The sequence below is a fragment of the Aquimarina sp. MAR_2010_214 genome, assembly GCF_002846555.1.
GTDB lineage: Bacteria > Bacteroidota > Bacteroidia > Flavobacteriales > Flavobacteriaceae > Aquimarina.
Genome location: NZ_PJMS01000001.1, coordinates 2,571,705 through 2,590,471, shown reverse-complemented (window position 1 = coordinate 2,590,471; position 18,767 = coordinate 2,571,705). Strand labels below are relative to the sequence as shown.

The 18,767-nt window shown below is 32.9% G+C and carries 9 protein-coding genes; 4 read left to right on the top strand and 5 right to left on the bottom strand.

The window, feature by feature from the left end:
• Window positions 1-21: 21 nt before the first annotated feature.
• Window positions 22-915, top strand: coding sequence for an IS1595 family transposase (locus ATE84_RS10920; protein ID WP_101447696.1), 894 nt, complete (start codon window positions 22-24; stop codon window positions 913-915).
• A 274-nt stretch (window positions 916-1,189) separates the two neighbouring features.
• Here ATE84_RS10920 and ATE84_RS10915 read toward each other — a convergent pair whose 3' ends face one another.
• The 5 genes from ATE84_RS10915 to ATE84_RS10895 form a co-directional block, all read right to left on the bottom strand.
• A complete protein-coding gene (locus ATE84_RS10915) occupies window positions 1,190-3,349 on the bottom strand; it encodes a beta-1,3-glucanase family protein (protein WP_101447984.1) in 2,160 nt (719 codons plus the stop codon).
• A gap of 140 nt (window positions 3,350-3,489) precedes the next feature.
• Window positions 3,490-5,463: a carbohydrate-binding protein gene (locus ATE84_RS26130; RefSeq protein ID WP_158237226.1), complete on the bottom strand. Its 1,974-nt coding sequence runs from the start codon at window positions 5,461-5,463 to the stop codon at window positions 3,490-3,492.
• Window positions 5,464-5,731: 268 nt separating this feature from the next.
• Window positions 5,732-8,170 carry a carbohydrate-binding protein gene (locus ATE84_RS26125; RefSeq protein WP_158237225.1) on the bottom strand — a complete coding sequence of 813 codons (2,439 nt, stop codon included), beginning with the start codon at window positions 8,168-8,170 and terminating at the stop codon, window positions 5,732-5,734.
• 76 nt (window positions 8,171-8,246) lie between these two features.
• On the bottom strand, window positions 8,247-9,974 hold the full coding sequence (locus tag ATE84_RS10900) for a carbohydrate-binding protein (protein ID WP_101447983.1): 1,728 nt from the start codon (window positions 9,972-9,974) through the stop codon (window positions 8,247-8,249).
• A gap of 19 nt (window positions 9,975-9,993) precedes the next feature.
• Window positions 9,994-10,209 (bottom strand): hypothetical protein, encoded by a 216-nt coding sequence (locus ATE84_RS10895; RefSeq protein WP_101447982.1) that lies wholly within the window; start codon window positions 10,207-10,209, stop codon window positions 9,994-9,996.
• An 889-nt stretch (window positions 10,210-11,098) separates the two neighbouring features.
• Here ATE84_RS10895 and ATE84_RS10890 point away from each other — a divergent pair.
• The 3 genes from ATE84_RS10890 to ATE84_RS10880 all read left to right on the top strand — a co-directional run bounded on the left by ATE84_RS10890 (window position 11,099) and on the right by ATE84_RS10880 (window position 18,762).
• Window positions 11,099-12,676: a solute:sodium symporter family transporter gene (locus tag ATE84_RS10890; RefSeq protein WP_101447981.1), complete on the top strand. Its 1,578-nt coding sequence runs from the start codon at window positions 11,099-11,101 to the stop codon at window positions 12,674-12,676.
• A gap of 55 nt (window positions 12,677-12,731) precedes the next feature.
• Entirely contained in the window at window positions 12,732-15,491 is a 2,760-nt protein-coding gene (locus tag ATE84_RS10885; RefSeq protein WP_101447980.1) for a triple tyrosine motif-containing protein, read from the top strand.
• Window positions 15,492-15,744: 253 nt separating this feature from the next.
• Complete coding sequence (locus ATE84_RS10880; RefSeq protein ID WP_101447979.1) at window positions 15,745-18,762, top strand: TonB-dependent receptor; 3,018 nt, start codon at window positions 15,745-15,747, stop codon at window positions 18,760-18,762.
• Window positions 18,763-18,767 lie beyond the last annotated feature (5 nt).

The window sequence follows — 18,767 nt, the reverse complement described above, 5'->3', positions numbered from 1 at the left end:
GATCAATAAATATATAGTTTTATGAATGTTTTTAAGGGTCAAAATCTTCTAGAGTTCTCTGATCGGTTCAAAACCGATGAAGATTGCAAGGAATACCTAGCTTCAATGAAGTCAGAAATGGATTATAAGTGTTTGAGATGTAATCATACAGCTTGCCAAGTTCGTAAGGATTTTTCGAGGCAATGTAACATATGTGGTCACATCGAATCGGCTACTGCTAATACACTTTTCCATAAGGTAAAGTTTGGAGTAAGAAAAGCATTTTTTATTTGCTTTGAGATGTCCACGACCACTAAAAGTTTATCTGCAAGCTATATGGGTGTGCGCTATGGCGTAACAGAAAAGACAGCCAGACTTTTTATGTTGAAAGTTAGGGAGGCTATGGGTTCAGGTGGGAATAATCCAATGGATGGTGATGTTCACGTTGACGAATTTGTTTTGGGTGGTAGAGATCAAGGCAAAACAGGCAGAAGCTATGACGGTAAGAAAAAGAAGGCTGTAACAGCGGTTCAGCTTACAGAAGACGGTAAAGTTAAGAGGATGTACGCTATGAAAATAAATGATTTTTCAGCGCAATCACTACAATACATATTTGTTAATCATATTAGCCGAGAGGCTAATGTCACAACTGACCAATGGAGAGGATATAGACCTATTTCAAAGGCATACAATATAACTCAACTACCCAGTAATAGGGGATTGAATTTTAAAGCACTTCATACGATGATACACCAAGTTAAATCTTGGATTAGGACAACCTATTCTTGGGTAAGTGATGAGAATCTCAATAGATATTTTAATGAGTTTTGTTTTAGGATAAACAGATCTCAAAGTAAAGCTACGATCTTCAATAACTTAATAACAAAAATGGTACAAGGAGATAAAATATATCACAAAGAATTAATAAGTAACTAACTACTGACCTCTATAAAATTAATTAGCATCAACAAATCAAGACCGTTGCTAGGTGTTTTACCAAAAAGAGTGTGAGATATCGATCTAAAAAATGACAACTATTATTTGCTAGTTTAAATCTCTCCGAAACCAGAAAGAGTCCCACTGTTTCAGCAGGACTCTTTTGAGTATTACACAAGTTAAAGTTTTTGGATCAAAAGTAAATAACACTGAGAAAAAAAATATTTTCGTCACCAATAATTTCAACTATCGTATACTCCTTACATAGGTTAAATTAGTTTTTGATAAGCTGCTCCGTTGTTATTTCGCCATCTATATCTACTTTAATAAAATACACCCCTTTACTAAGATTGGTTAGCTCAATTGACGTATTTGATTGAATAGTTGTAGAAGGCAATGCTTCACGCCCTAAAGCATCAAAAATTGTGATTCTTGCATCTTTACCATCGAATTTTAACTTAATCTGATTAGTAAAAGGATTGGGGTAAACCACTAATTTTGGTTTATTTCTCCTACTATCGTTTGATTTGATCGTTTCTAATACCTTATTATCAATACTAATAATTTTAAGCCAGTTTATATTCCATCCTCCGGTTAACGCTTTAATTGCTATTTGTTGCTGTCCAGCATTTAGACTAACAGCGTGAGATACTGTGGTCCAATTTTGCCACCCTCCTGTATTGGGTACAGAACGGGTTCCAAAAACAGGAGTGCCTCCTGCTTGCTCTAATTGGATCTTTCCGTTGTTATTTGGACTTGCCACTCTATATTCAACAGTATATGATCCGCTTACAGGAATAGTAACATCCCATACTAACCAATCTCCTGTATCAATCCACCCTATATTAAGTCCCCCTTCAGAACAGGTTTCAGTTTGCGTTCCGGATTCTACAACATTGTTTTCTGCTTCAATAACCTGACTATATTCTCCACTTGTTTTAGATATAATTATAGAACTCATTTCATCATTCCAATTACCATCATTCGTTAAACAATCGTCATCAGAAGTTTTTACCAAGCTAGCTCCACTAAAATTATCATCCCAATACAATGTTGCCTTGTACCCTGATTGTACCTGTAAAGAAGATACTTTATCATTGGCCATTCCTAATGCTTCTAGCTGCGCTCTTGTATAACTTCCTTCAGAAAGACCTACTGAAAACCCACTATATGAACAATCCAAAAATAAAGTTACTTTTCCGATAGTAGGATCAGGATTAGAACTTCCATAAAGACCACCAAGTGTAATTTTTATATTTCTAGGATTTGGAGTATGTATTGTAGCAGACTGATTATAAACATCATCATAAGCAAAAGTATACGTTTGGCTCTCGAAACTAATATCGGTTTGATGAAAAAATTTAGAATACCAATTATATGGCCATGTTTTATAATACTTAGAAGTATCTCCAAAATCTTGTAATACTCCCGAAGGTACATTTAAATCCACAGCATGTCTCGTAATTGCGGCAACCATTTGTGATTGTACTACCAAATCCCACCGCTCTCCTGATGCCATAACTCCACTTCCTTCCATAGCCTCTATCGTAGTTGGCTTACCGGGAATTATTGCTACTTGACCATCACTCTCTCTATTAAATACAAATCGATTTCCATTTTGCACTTTTCCTTTCCATGTGCCGGCATCTGATGTAAATACAAGTTCCTGATTAACATACTTAGACCAAATATCATTAATATAACCATCCATGAAGTTTTTGGGAAATGTTTCTACTTTAGTAGGAAAATGAATAGTTCCTTCATTGGTATTTAGTAAACTTTTATATTCATTAGGAGCCGATGCTTGCCACTGGGTTAAAATATCATTGTGTTTTTTTAATTCTCCTACTTTTTTATAAAAATTGTCTCCCCAAACTTCAAGACCCATAGGATATTGATAAGAATCTACTCTTGACGTATTACACCATAGGCCAATATCATTATAAGTTAATTCGATTAATTCAAATTTAATTCCTTGATTTGGATCTGTTGGGTTGGCCAGGTTTGGAGCAGAATATCCGCTAGGAGCACCCGAGTGACCAAAAAAGTAAAGATATAATTGACTTTTAAATGAAATCATAATCCTACACCCTGCTATTTTAGGAATATTGATAGTTTTGTTTGGGATATCACTCAATTTTCTAAAACAGTTAGCATATAATCCATTATTTCCCGGCCCTTGATTCCCATCAATCACAGGTCCTTGAACTGTATTGTTAGCGCGATCCATACGATTAACCTGGCCCGTTGCTGGATCTACCCATACATGACCATCTGTAATACCAACTACTGCTACAAAAACCTCGTTATCAGGATATTCTGAATTGTTAGTAATTTCATAGGGTAATGTTTGTGCTTGGGTTACTGAAACTAGAAGCATTATTAAACCAATAAAGAGGATATTGGTTGTTCCATTGTTAAATTTAGTTCTCATTTTGTTAAGTTTAAAGTTTGTAGTAATTCAAAAGATTTTAAACCTAGTATCATTGTTGTATAAGTACTGGTTATCTTTGAGTAGCCAAGTTTTAGAATTGTGATTGTTTGATTACAGTTTTAAAACATGGTTTGTATAAATTATTCTTTAATTATACGCTTTGTTTCTTTAATTCCTTCTTTTTCTATAGTGACCATATATAATCCCTTATCTAGATTAGAAAGATCAATAGATTTACCTGACTCAATAGTTTTTAAAGCCATTACTATACGCCCTAAAGCATCAAAAATAGTAACATTTGCATGGCTTTTATCAAACTTAAATTGGATTGATTTTGTAAAAGGGTTTGGATATATTCTAGTTGTATTTATTTCTTTTACTCCTTTGATAAGCTTTGCATTTTGAGCTAAAGGTGAATCAAACGATCGAGCAGTATTTTGCTCTGTTATTTTTATCCAGTTGATATTCCATCCTCCGGATACAGCATATATTCCAAAAGAATGAGTTCCGGCATTTACATTTACTGTGTGTGATATTGTAGTCCAGTTTTGCCAACCTCCTGTTGATGGGATATTTAATGTTCCCAAAACCGTTGCTCCGGCATTCAGATCAGCCGATAGCTTCCCTCCTTCTGATAAACTGGCGACACGGTATTTAATACGATAATTGCCAGAAGTGGGAAAATTGATATTGGTATACGCCATCCAATCTCCTGTATCTATATACCCTACATTTTGCCCTCCTTCTGAACAATTTTCTTTCTGAACACCAGACATATTAGTATAGTTCTCTGCCTCAATCGCCTGACTGGATCCGCCACCATTTGTTTTGGAAACAATTATAGAAGTCATCTTATCATTCCAACTTCCATCATTGTTCAAACAACTATCATCAGAAGTTTTGACTAGACTAGCGCCTTTAAAATTGTCATCCCAATACAATGTTGCTTTATATCCTGATTTTACACGTAAAGAGGATACTTTATTATCGAGCATTCCTAAAGCTTCTAGTTGTGTTTTTGTATAACTTCCTTCAGAAAGGCCTGCTGAAAACCCGCTATATGGGCAATCTAGATATAAGGTCACATTTCCGGTAGTAGGATTAGGAGTGTCAATAAAGGTTTGACCTGCAAGATTTCTTCTTTTTATTCCTTGTGACCTATAAGTGCCTACTAAATTTTTAACCTGTTGAGGAAGTAATTCCTGATTTTTGGAAAATAATACCCAGTCCACTTCCATTGTGGTTGTGCGATTTTCAGAACTATCTCCTACAACATTATTCCATATCCAATTCGCAAAAGCAACCTGCATATTGCTTCTAGGATATACCGAACTTCCGTCATTATCAGTAGTAGACATAGCTCCCATATATTCATCATCAATCCAATATTTTACATTTTCACCATCTGTACAGGAAACAGTAAATACATGCCAGCCTTCAAAAGATTTTTGATATGCGAAATAGCGTTTCCAAGCTTGCCATGGGTCTGGAATATATCTGTTCCAAGAGGTTAGATACATTACTTTATTGTCTTTGGATATTCCCCATTTGTCTGAAGCCATATATTCAAAATCCAACTCACTGTACCGTGATCCATCATTCCCTAAAGCGCTACTTACTATGGTATAAAATGTCTGAATATTAGCGTCTTTATATTTATAAGGAAGGTCAGAATAGTATACCCTTGCAGAATAGGTTCCCTCAAAATATTCAAAACCAGCTGTTTCAACACGAGAGTGTGTGCTTGCCTTAGTCTGACCGTTTACAGTGGTACTAAGAGTCATAAGACGGTTGGTATTATTATTAGGGTCATTTTTGAAGCGTACATTATTGGCTAAATACAATCCACCTTCTGGAGGACCGCTTACGCCATTAATTACATTCCATTTATTAAATTTTCCAAACTCGCTATCGTTTATGGCGTTGTAGTTAAAATCATCAAACATGATAGTTTGCGAAACTACAGCTTGAGTAATTAGGTAAAGTAATAAACAAAACCATAAAGAAAGGGAGATAAAATTTTGCTTTTTTATTCTAATAACTGCCGATAATTCACTTATATAGATGTCCCTAGGGAAATCTTGAGATTTAGAGTCAATTTGTAGCTTAATCATGATTGTATTTTAGGTTTTAAAAGGTGTTTTTCTTTAAAAAGACAGGCTTTATCTTTATTACTGAGCCTATGAATTAATAACTTTTCAGTCTTGTGTCAGCTCAAAAATTCGATATTAAATTTTCCAGTTCTTAAATTTTACTAACTAAAGTAATTATAGTGAATAATGGATAAAGGTCTAGTGCTTAAAACAACAATCTATACTCTGACATTTATAACCTTCTTATCCACTATTCACATAATTAACCAGTAGGCATTTTAGGGGTAAATCATTCTTTAATTATACGTTTTGTTTCTTTAATTCCTTCTTTTTCTATAGTGACCATATATAATCCCTTATCTAGATTAGAAAGATCAATAGATTTACCTGACTCAATAGTTTTTAAAGCCATTACTATGCGCCCTAAAGCATCAAAAATAGTAACATTTGCATGGCTCTTACCAAACTTAAATTGGATTGATTTTGTAAAAGGGTTTGGATATATTCTAGTTGTATTTATTTCTTTTACTCCTTTGATAAGCTTTGCATTTTGAGCTAAAGATGAATCAAACGATCGAGCAGTATTCTGCTCTGTTATTTTTATCCAGTTGATATTCCATCCTCCGGATACAGCATATATTCCAAAAGAATGAGTTCCGGCATTTACATTTACTGTGTGTGATATTGTAGTCCAGTTTTGCCAACCTCCTGTTGATGGAATATTTAATGCGCCCAAAACCGTTGTGCCGGCATTCAGATCAGCCGATAACTTCCCTCCTTCTGATAAACTGGCGACACGGTATTCAATACGATAATTCCCAGAAGTGGGAAAATTGATATTGGTATACGCCATCCAATCTCCTGTATCTATGTACCCTACATTTTGCCCTCCTTCTGAACAATTTTCTTTCTGAACACCAGACATAGAAGCATAATTTTCTGCCTCAATCACCTCACTGGATCCGCCATCATTTGTTTTGGAAACAATTATAGAAGTCATTTTATCATTCCAACTCCCATCGTTGTTCAAACAACTATCATCAGAAGTTTTGACTAGACTAGCGCCTTTAAAATTGTCATCCCAATACAATGTTGCTTTATACCCTGGTTTTACACGTAAAGAAGATACTTTATCATTGGGCATTCCTAAAGCCTCTAGCTGTGCTTTTGTATAACTTCCTTCAGAAAGGCCTGCTGAAAACCCGCTATATGGGCAATCTAGATATAAGGTCACATTTCCAGTAGAAGCGACAGATGGCGGTATTTTTCCAGTTATCTGGAAAGTTCCAAGAGATGCATAATCTGAATATCCATTTGTAGCAGGGTTTCCTGATCCTGTTCCATCGACCGAAATATAATATTTTCCGGTATGGAGATAGGCATCAAGTTTGGTATTTAAACTTCCTCCGTTAAAAACACCTATTGATTTACCAGAGCCATCATATAATGTTGCTAAAATATCTAAATTCCCATGCCTGTTAACTGTTTTTATATCTATGCTAACATTTCCTGTCCCACAATTAAAAGAGAACATATCCTTGTCTGAAGTTCTTTCAATAACACCATTTTTCTGACCGATATTTCCAGATTGATCACTTACTAAAGTAGTAGCAGATGAAAAATTATTCCCATAATCATCTTTTCTAAAATCAATAAACTGATCCATAATAGAAAGATCATTCTGAGTATTATTAGAACTTGCATATTCTCCACGACTCCATTGCGAGATAGGTTTTCCATACCCTACACCCATGATAGGTGCCCAGCTGTTATGACCTGCAAAATATTCTTCTTTAGGGTTCGTACGACCATCATGCCCCAGACCTAGCGTATGACCTAGTTCATGAGAAGCGGCCTCACCAGAAAATTTGGCTCCTCCCTGAAACACCCAACACACTTCATTCTCAATAAAACCAAATGAGTTCATATAGGCAACACCTCCTGCACCTGGAGCTGCTGTATTGGTTGGTGTAAATACGCACCACATTCTTTTCTTATATGGATATGAATCAAAAACAGCCTTATTTGTAGTAACATTAATGTTAAAAGGGCGAAAATCTTCAGCTACAACCTCCCAAGATTCCACAATTTGAGAATTAGAAAATCCCGAAGGTGCTGCGTTGATGGGTTTACCCTTGTTCCATCTAGAACCTGCAGGTAAATAATGACCATCATAGTCAAGATATATACAAGTTGCAGCGCCTGGATTGCTCTGTAGATTATTTACCGCTGCCTTTGCTTCAGAATTAGTTGTCTTTTTTGTTTTTTGGGAACTCTTTTCATTAGAAACCCGAGGCAACCCTATACAGAGTACTTCATTAATATCAGTTTTTGTAATTGATACAGAACCATTTGCTGTAGTAGCATAGGTATATGCTATTTTTTGATCATTCAGCAAAATATGCCCCGTAAGCATCATTTCATTTGAGTTGATGGAAAAATTACTGTTCTCAACTCCTGAAACCTTACCCGTTAGTGTAAGTTTTTCATTTAATTTCTCATGAAACCTGATTTCAAGATCAAGGAGTTTTCCACTGGGAACTCGAACTGATAAAATAGGATTATTGTTGCTTTTTTTTAAAGTTTTTTGTGCTATGACTTTTTGTTGTAAAGATTCCTTGAATGATTGAATACTACCAAGAATCAAATGATCTTTATTTTGCTGAGCTTGTAAAAAGAGTGTCGTGCTCATCATTAAAATTGTAAGCAAAGAATTAATAAGTTTCATTCTATTGAGGTTTGTGTTAATTAAGTAATTTGTTAAAAAAAGCAGGAAACTGAAACTAAGTTTCCTGCTTCTTATTTTATTTTTTCATAAATCTGAATACTTTTAAAGCTATTCCATTATGTATTCTTACAAAATAAGTTCCTGGCTTTAATGAACGGACATCAAACTTTAAAGAATTGTCGCCTTTTTCTAATAGTAGGTTTTTCTCTAATTGACCCGATATATTTACAATCGATATCTCTGATGTACTAACAATCCCTTTGATATTTAATTCATCAGTTATGGGATTAGGATATATAGTTATTTTTGAATTTAAGTCCTCTCCTGTATCGGTCTTCGTATCAAGTGCTATTTTAGCATTACTTCGTTTTGTTATTTTTATCCAGTTGATATTCCACCCTCCGGATACAGCATATATTCCAAAAGAATGAGTTCCGGCATTTACATTTACTGTGTGTGATATTGTAGTCCAGTTTTGCCAACCTCCTGTTGATGGGATATTTAATGCGCCCAAAACCGTTGTGCCGGCATTCAGATCAGCCGATAACTTCCCTCCTTCTGATAAACTGGCGACACGGTATTCAATACGATAATTCCCAGAAGTGGGAAAATTGATATTGGTATATGCCATCCAATCTCCTGTATCTATGTACCCTACATTTTGCCCTCCTTCTGAACAATTTTCTTTCTGAACACCAGACATATTAGTATAGTTCTCTGCCTCAATCGCCTGACTGGATCCGCCATCATTTGTTTTGGAAACAATTATAGAAGTCATTTTATCATTCCAACTTCCATCATTGTTCAAACAACTATCATCAGAAGTTTTGACTAGACTAGCGCCTTTAAAATTGTCATCCCAATACAATGTTGCTTTATATCCTGATTTTACACGTAAAGAAGATACTTTATCATTGGGCATTCCTAAAGCCTCTAGCTGTGCTTTTGTATAACTTCCTTCAGAAAGGCCTACTGAAAATCCTTTATGCGGGCAATCCAAATATAGAGTTACATCTCCAGTAGTAGGATTAGGGTTTACACCACCAGATTGGTACACTCGTACATAATCTACATACATACGTGCCGGTAATTTACTGTTGTTAACCGAAAATCCCGGCCAATTACCTCCTACTGCTAAATTTAGCAGTAGAAAATAATTATCATGGAACTCACTTGTCCCATTAACACCATTACTTATATCTGTTATATGATATTGATTTCCATCAATAAACCACGTAATGCTTTTCTCATTCCATTCTACTGAATACACATGATAATTAGTTACATTCGCCGCAGTATGCCCTCCATAAGATGCATAATTATTATTATGATCCTTCCAGTGTATCGTACCATGAATATCAGGAGCATTGTTTACGTGTTCCATAATATCAATTTCACCGCAAGCTGGCCAACCTACAGACGTAATATTACTTCCTAGCATCCAGAAAGCCGGCCACAATCCTTGTCCTGAAGGCAAAGCTATTCGTGCTTCTATTTTTCCATATTTGAATTTTTTTCTACCTTGAGTTTTCATTCTTGCAGAGGTGTAATTGTGCCCTCCAAAATTTTCTTTTTTGGCAGTAATAACTAATTTACCATTTTCTACAGTGGCATTCTCACGGCGATAATATTGCAACTCATTGTTACCCCATCCTGAAGAACCATTTCCGGTTTCAAAAACCCAATCTGAACTAATGCTGTTATTAAATTCATCTTGCCAAACTAAATTCCAGTTTTGGGACTTAACTGTAGGGCATATTATTATGAGAAAAGTCAGAAAAAGTAATGCTTTAATTATATTCATGTCAATTGTGTAATTTAAGTTAGATAATTTGTCTCTTGAAGTATCCTGTTAAGGTAAAAGGATAGGTAATATGCGCTAGATAATCATAATCAACCCGATTGGAGTTACTACCCCAGGAGTTTATATAGCTTATCAAATGTTTAATCTGAGCTTGTGAAGAAAAAACAAACAAAAAAGAAAATAAAAATAGCATGATTGTTTTTCCTTTTAGGAAAGGATGAAAAATTTGTTTCATGAAAACAAGGTTTTAGGGTTATTTTATTGAAATAATAATCATTTAACACTTTTCATTCTGACTGTAGTAAATTTAGAAAAGAAGTGTGTAGATGTATCAAAATGAACCACAACAAAAAACATACACCTAGAGAAAAAGAGATGTTAAAACCTTCTTTTCTTTATAAAAACTCTTTTAAATAGATATGTTTACAAAGTTTTAAGAAAGTAATATAAATAAACGTTCAAGTAGATTGATATTGATTCGGTATAGGTAATGTTGTAGAGATTTTACTATATGCAAGGTTAATCTTCTAAAAAAAATTCACTAAAAACTTATATTCTCTGAATTAGATTAATGTTTGATGATATTTTTGAATTATCTAGAATAGATTAATATGTAGCTGAAAAAGATTTTTCTTGAGATTATTTATACTGAAATTACCCAAATCTCCTATTTGATTGATAAATGTTGCAAAGAATACGATCAAATAATCGATAAAATATTTGCCGAGAGATTCTGTAAATTATTTTTTAATACTAATAAAACTATACAATCTTTTTTTTAAAATACTGGATGTATCGTAAAAACTCATTTAATTTATCTGGTTCATAAACTCCTTTTTGTCATTTAATTAGATTGACATGTTAGAAAATTATTATTTCCAAAAGAGCTATATTAAGTAGGAGTTTGAAGGGATAAAAGCTTGTTTGCATTTTTGTATAGTTGTTTTTTAGAATTTTATAATGTGATTTATCAGATAATTGAGGTGAATCAAAGAAAAAATCATATTCTGAGTTACTATAAACTTAAAAATAACTATACAAAAACTATACAATGATGTTTTTTTGATCAAGTTTTATAGTAATATATATAGTTTTGATAATTAACAAATCTTTAAAATTTTAACATGGGCATTACTTCATTTTTAGGGTTTACACTTTTAGTTGCAATCATATCATATATAGTTTCTAGAAAAACTGATGAAACTTCATCAGAAGGATATTTTCTTGGTGGGCGTAGTCTAAATGCTGTAGTAATTGCAGGGTCATTATTACTCACCAATTTATCAACAGAACAAATAGTAGGGCTTAATGGGCAAGCTTATACTGAGGGTATTTTAGTAATGGCTTGGGAAACATTAGCCGCTATTGCAATGGTAATTACAGCTATTTATTTTTTGCCAAGATATCTAAAAGGAGGAATTACTACAGTTCCTCAATTTCTAGAACGTCGTTATAATACAACAACAAAAGCAATCACTTCAGGATTATTTTTAACAGGATATGTTGTAGTCTTCTTACCTGTAGTATTATATACGGGATCACTGGCAATAACTACAATGTTTGATGTTCCGGAATTGTTAAATGTGTCTAAAAACACTTCTATCTGGTTTTGTGTAATAGGAATAGGTGTAATTGGATCAATTTATGCCATTTTTGGGGGACTAAAAGCAGTAGCAGTTTCTGATACTATAAATGCTGTAGGGTTATTGATAGGGGGTATTATGATTCCGGTTTTTGGGTTACTTGAAGTTGGAAAAGGCAGTATTATAGAAGGAATTAGCATTTTGATGGAAACAAACTCTGATAAATTCAAGGTCATTGGAGGAGCAAAATCTTCAATTCCTTTTGCAACAATATTTACAGGGATGATGCTCGTACAATTGTTTTATTGGGGGACAAATCAAGCAATCATTCAAAGAGCTCTAGGCGCTAAAAACCTTAAGGAAGGTCAAAAAGGATTGCTTTTAGGGTCATTTATTAAGATTTTAGGGCCAGTCATTGTAGTTTTACCAGGAATTATTGCTTATCATCTTTTTGAAGGAAATCTTGGATCTGCTGACGAAGCATACCCTAGGTTAGTAAGTAAAGTATTACCTTTTTCCTTGGTAGGTTTTTTCGCAGCAGTTTTATTTGGGGCAATATTAAGTTCGTTTAATAGCGCATTGAATAGCTCTGTAACGCTATTTGGAGTTGACATTTACAAAGAATATATCAATAAAGAAGCTAACGAAAAACAAGTAGTAAAAGCAGGAAAAACATTTGGGGTTTTATTGGCTGTTTTAGCCATGTTAGTTGCCCCTCTTCTGTCAGAAGCCGAAAGTATATTCACATATTTACAGCAAGTAAATGGATGCTATAGTATTCCTATTCTTACCATAATTATAGTGGGTTATTTAACAAAAAAAACACCCGCAATTGCAGCTAATATAGCCATAATAATAGGCGCTATACTTTATATAATGTATATCATATTAGATAACACTATAATGAAAGGTGATTTCCCTCACTTTCTTCATGTAATGGCTATTCTTTTTATTCTAAATGTAGCTATTATGTTAATAATTGGTAAATTGTATCCAAGAAAAGAGGCTTACGAACAACAATATACTAAGGAAGTAGATATCACCCCGTGGAAGTACACTAAACTAGTAGGAGTGTTTGTATGTATAATCGTCATATCTACTTATATTTATTTTAGATAAATTGTTTTACCAAAAAAAAATATTCTTTTTCTATTTATTTCTGCTTTCAGTAATAATGTCTGCGCAGGAGTTACCTCCAATAGAAAAGTATTTGCCAGAAACTTATGGTGGAGGAACTCAAAATTGGTCTATTTCTCAGTCTGATAATAGATATATCTATGTAGGTAACAATAAAGGTTTATTAGAGTTTAATGGATCAAGTTGGAGTTTGTACCCAACACCGAATAAAACTGTAATGAGATCTGTACATGCGGTTGATAATCGTATATATACAGGTTTTTATATGAATTTTGGGTATTGGGAGAAAAATGATTTTGGAAAATTAGAGTATACATCTTTAAGTGATTCTTTAAAAGAACATTTAATCGAAAACGAGGAGTTCTGGTATATCGTAAATCAAGAAAACTGGGTATTGTTTCAGTCACTCAATAGGATTTACGTCTATAATACTGACAGTGAAGAAGTCAATATCATAGAGTCTGAAGAAGCAATTCTAAGTATGTTTAATGTTAATGGAGTAATTTATTATCAGGATGTAAAAAATGGAATTTTTAAGATCGAAAAAGGTGAATCGATACTCATATCGGATTTTTTAATTGATGAGAAAGAAAAAGTAGTCAATATTTCTGAAACCGATAATGGAATTCTTATCCTTACAAGTTCTAGTGGTTTTTTTGAGCTTTCTGATAATACTATACGGAAATGGAAAACTCCTGCTGATGAGTTATTAAAAAAAATAAAAATATTTAGCAGTATACGACTAAAAGATAAAAGCTTCGTTTTAGGAACTATATCCAAAGGGGTTATTCATCTTTCTTCAGAAGGAGAAATAATATATCAGATTAATCAAAGTACAGGGCTTAGTAATAATACTATTTTATCAGTATTTGAAGATATGGATAAAAATATTTGGTTAGGGCTTGATAACGGTATTAATTGTGCTAATATAAACTCTCCAATACAACTTTTTAACAATAATAAAGAGGATATAGGCACAGTATATGTTTCTACAGTATTTAAAGGTTTCCTTTATCTGGGAACTAATCAAGGGGTATTTTATAAAAAAATTAATTCTGACGAACAATTTAAATTTATTGAAGGAACAAATGGTCAAGTATGGTCTTTGTTTGTATACGACAACTCGCTTTTTTGTGGTCATAACTCAGGAAGCTTCCTTATAAAGGATAACAAATCTAAATTGATTTCTTCGATTACTGGTGGTTGGAATTTTAAAACAATTTTGGGGCATCCAAATTGGTTATTGCAAGGTACCTACACAGGGCTTTATTTATTAGAAAAACAAAATAATAGTTGGAGTCTGAAGCATAAAATAAAGGGATTTGACTATTCTGCAAGGTTTATAGAAATATATAAAGATGAGGCATGGGTAAATCATGAGTATAAAGGGCTTTTTAGAGTAAAAATAGATGACCAATTCTCCAGAATATTAGATGTGACCAAAGATTCTTCAATAGAAAAAGGAGAAAATTCAAATGTGATTAAGTATAAAGAAAATATTATATATGCTCATGAACAAGGTATTTATATATATAATAAAAAGACCAAGAGATTTGTTAAAGAAAATATAGTCAATCAGATTTCAAAAGACGAAAATTATAGTATTGGTAAATTAATAAAAGATAATACTGGAAAATTATGGGGTTTTTCTGAAGATAATATTTGTCATATTTCGCAAAGTCAATTTTCAGATGATCTAAAAATTACCAAAATACCAATCCCAAGACGTTTGCGAAAAGAAATGTTTGGTTTTGAAAATATTGCTCATATTAATGGCAACAAATATTTATTAGGAACAACTAATGGGTATATGATTCTGGATGTATCCAAAATCAATTTTGAAGAACATAGTATTTTGTTGGATAGGATGTCTGTAAAATATAAAGATGAAGCATTTATTGATGTATCTTTATTAGAGCGAGAGCGACAACCTATTTTTAAATCTAACTTGAATACAGTTTCTTTTGCCTATACCGTTCCAGAATATGATAAGTATCTGATTTCTGAGTTTCAATATAAATTAGATGGTTTTTATGAAGATTGGAATAACTGGACAACAAATTCACAGGCTGTTTTCGAGAATTTACCATTTGGCGACTATACCTTTATGGTTAGGGCTAAAACAGGTAATATACTAAGTAAAAATATAGCAGAATATAATTTTACCATCGATAGACCTTGGTATTTTTCTGTGTCGGCAATTGTAATCTATTCTTTGTTCTTTCTTATTATACTGCTTTTAATGCACGAAATGTATAAACGTTATTATACCAAACAAAAACAGAAATTAGTAGAAGAAAACAAAAAACAGCTTGAACTTAAAGAATTAGAAAATGAAAGAGAAATCATGAAACTTAATAATGAAAAACTAACTCAGGATATAGAAAGCAAAAACCGTGAACTTGCTTCATCTACTATGAATATCATTAAAAAAAATGAAATCCTTAATACCATAAAAAAAGAACTTCAGAAAGCCGAATCAGGAAAAGAAGGGCTCAAGAATGTAGAAAAAATTATTGATAGAAATTTAAACAATAAAGATGATTGGAAACATTTTGAAGAAGCATTTAATAGTGTTGATAAAAATTTCCTAAAGAAACTGAAGACTAAGCATACAGATTTGACGCCTCATGATCTAAGATTTTGCACCTACTTAAGGCTTAATTTATCTTCCAAAGAAATTGCTCCGTTACTCAATATTTCAGTAAGAAGTGTAGAAATTAAACGATACAGACTAAGGAAAAAACTTAATTTGGAGCACAAACAGAGTTTGGTAAACTACATCCTTGAAATTTAACACTACAACATTCCTAAAAAAAACCTCAACATTACCTATACTCAAGTATTAGGATTGGATTATAATTATGATTTTTTTCTACTTTTCAGAAAAAACAAAATTGCCAAACATTTGTTACTATTATTGATTATTACACCGACAAACATCATAATTTATTAGCATTTTTTTAATCCTGTATGATTTTTGTTGTGGTTTATCCTGAAGCTACTTCAACATTTGTCTTTAGATTTGAATAAATCAAACAAAAAGATAGATGAAGAATATGTATTTCTTAATAGTTGTGTTTTTAACAACATTTATTAATGCACAAGAAACTCAAATTAGAGGTAATGTAGTAGATAATAATGGTATGCCACTACCAGGAGTTAATGTTTTTGTAAAAAATACTAATAATGGAGTCGCAACTGATTTTGATGGAAACTATCTCTTAACCAATATATCTAAAGGTAATATTATTTCATTTTCCTATATAGGTTTCGCTTCTCAAGAGATAATTGTTGGAGAAGATTCTATTATTAATATAATACTTGACGAAGAGAATGAATCCCTAGAACAAATAGTAGTTATTGGTTATGGTTCTCAAAAGAAAAAAGAACTAACAGGGGCTGTATCGGTTATAACATCAGAAAACATAGAAAAGGCGAATGTCGTAAGAATTGAGCAAGCTCTTCAGGGGCAAGTTTCAGGAGTTCATATAACCTCTCAGTCTGGTTCTCCTGGAAGCACCTCTACAATATCTATTCGAGGAATATCTACAAATGTAGATAGCAAACCTTTAATTCTAGTTGATGGAAACGTAATTGAAGATTTAAGCGTACTTAATCCTAATGATGTAGAAAGTATTAATGTATTAAAAGATGCTACTGCCGGAATCTATGGTGTTAGAGCTGCTAATGGAGTGATACTTATAACTACAAAATCAGGAAGAAAAAACCGGGATCTAAAATTTCAACTAGATTCATATACAGGTTTTCAGGAAGCTACTAGAAAGATACCAACACTTAACGCTACAGAATACGGAATAATTATTAACGAATCATTTGCTGCCGGAGGAGGCACACCACCGTTTTCTGATTTATCTATATTAGGAAGAGGAACAGATTGGCAAGATGAAATTTTTAGAACTGCTGTGATTTCTAATATCAATTTTAGTGCTAATGGTGGTGGAACGAATTCATCATATGCTGCAGGAACTTCTTATTTAACCCAAGATGGAATTGTTGGAGGAGGTAATACTAATTTCAACCGTTTTACAGGAAGAATGAAGTATAATTTAGAATTCTTAAAGAATTTTAGATTATCCACATCAGCAATTTTCACACAAACTAATAGAAAGACATTGCCAGAGAATGCATTGGGTTCGGTTTTATTTAATGCATTAAACATGAGTCCAAATTTACTTGTACGAGATGAAAATGGAGACTATACATTGGCTGAAGGATTAGGTAATGAAGTTATTAATCCCGTAGCACAAATAGCAAACACATTTAACGATAACAGAGTTAATAAAATAGGAGCTACAATAGGATTGAAATATAATTTTTTACAAAAATTTGCTGTAGAATCAAACTTTCAATTTAATTATGCAGAAGTATCAGGAAAAAAGTTTTTCCCAGAAGTTTTTTATGGCTCCGGTAAAGTATTCAATGTAGATCGGAACAATGTTACTGAGGATGAAGATATATTTAGGGATTATACCTGGGATAATTTTATAACCTACGATAATACATTTGCCGATAATCATAATTTAAAAGTGCTTTTGGGGATGTCTGTTTTTAAAACCGAAGGTATATACACTAGTTTTACTGGTTATGATGTACCAGATAACTCCTATACAAATGCCAATATTTCACAAGCTTCTGATGTAATCGATAACTATATAAACGGAAGTAGAGATTTTGATTCCAGGCTATTGTCTTATTTCTCAAGGTTACAATATAATTTTAAAGGTAAATATTTGTTATCAGCCGTTATAAGAAGAGATGGATCCACAAAATTCGGTCCTGAAAACAAATTTGGATATTTTCCTTCTGGCTCTATTGGTTGGATAGTATCAGATGAATCTTTTATGAAAGCTTCTAGTTGGTTAGACTTTCTTAAGTTAAGAGCCAGTTATGGTATTATAGGTAACGATAGAATTCCTGATTATAGATTTGTGTCTTTACTAAATGGAGAAGGTACTTATGTAATAGATGGTGAGATAGTTAATGGATTGGCTATAGGAGCACTTTCTAATCCCAAAATTAAATGGGAAAAACAAAAAACGCTGGATATAGGTTTAGATACAAGGTTTATTAATAATAAGCTGAAGATTACATTTGATTATTTTAAAAGGCGTACCGAAGACCTATTAGTAATTGTACCTGTTTCTGGTATTCTGGGATCTGCAGCTCCAGCTTCTTCACCTCCCGTAATCAATGCAGGAACTGTAGAAAACAAAGGATACGAGTTTCAGATCAGTTACAACGATCGATTTTCTAAGACTTATAAATTCAATATCAATTACAACATCACAACACTAAAAAATGAAGTCATAACTGTTAGTGGCAAAAACGACATTGTTCTTGGAGGCTCATTTGGTGTAGGTCAAGACCCACCATCACGTATGGAAACAGGTAAACCTATTGGATATTTCTATGGATTACAAACAGATGGAATTTTTCAGAATCAGACAGAAGTAAACAATCACGCTACTCAAACCAATGCTGCTCCAGGTGATTTACGATATGTAGATGTTAATAAAGATGGACAAATAGATTCTAATGATAGAACCAATATCGGGAACCCTATTCCAGATATAACTATGGGGCTTAATGTTGGATTTAACTATAAGAATTTTGATTTTTCTTCTTATACCTATGCTTCATTAGGTAATGATATCGTAAGAAATTATGAGCGTAATCAAAATTTAGTAAATAGAAGTAATAGTTTTTTGGGACGATGGACCGGAGAAGGAACAACCAACTCTTTTCCGAGAGTGACTACAGGTCCTAATTCTAATAGTCTATTTTCTAGTTTTTATGTTGAAGATGGTTCATATCTAAGAATTCAAAATGTACAACTAGGGTATACAATGTCTGATAAACATATAGAATCAATTGGTATAGACAAATTTAGAATTTATGTTTCGGTAAATAATCTATACACATTTACAGAATATAAAGGCTATGACCCTTCAGCATCATCAGGGGCACCAATTGGAGGAGGTATAGATCAAGGGTTTTATCCTGTACCAAGAACATATTTATTAGGGCTAAATCTTAAATTTTAAACTAG

Coding starts and splice junctions, on each gene's coding strand:
- ATE84_RS10920 (WP_101447696.1), top strand. CDS start 22: ATGAATGTTTTTAAGGGTCAAAATCTTCTAGAGTTCTCTGATCGGTTC.
- ATE84_RS10915 (WP_101447984.1), bottom strand. CDS start 3,349: ATGAGAACTAAATTTAACAATGGAACAACCAATATCCTCTTTATTGGT.
- ATE84_RS26130 (WP_158237226.1), bottom strand. CDS start 5,463: ATGATTAAGCTACAAATTGACTCTAAATCTCAAGATTTCCCTAGGGAC.
- ATE84_RS26125 (WP_158237225.1), bottom strand. CDS start 8,170: ATGAAACTTATTAATTCTTTGCTTACAATTTTAATGATGAGCACGACA.
- ATE84_RS10900 (WP_101447983.1), bottom strand. CDS start 9,974: ATGAATATAATTAAAGCATTACTTTTTCTGACTTTTCTCATAATAATA.
- ATE84_RS10895 (WP_101447982.1), bottom strand. CDS start 10,209: ATGAAACAAATTTTTCATCCTTTCCTAAAAGGAAAAACAATCATGCTA.
- ATE84_RS10890 (WP_101447981.1), top strand. CDS start 11,099: ATGGGCATTACTTCATTTTTAGGGTTTACACTTTTAGTTGCAATCATA.
- ATE84_RS10885 (WP_101447980.1), top strand. CDS start 12,732: ATGTCTGCGCAGGAGTTACCTCCAATAGAAAAGTATTTGCCAGAAACT.
- ATE84_RS10880 (WP_101447979.1), top strand. CDS start 15,745: ATGAAGAATATGTATTTCTTAATAGTTGTGTTTTTAACAACATTTATT.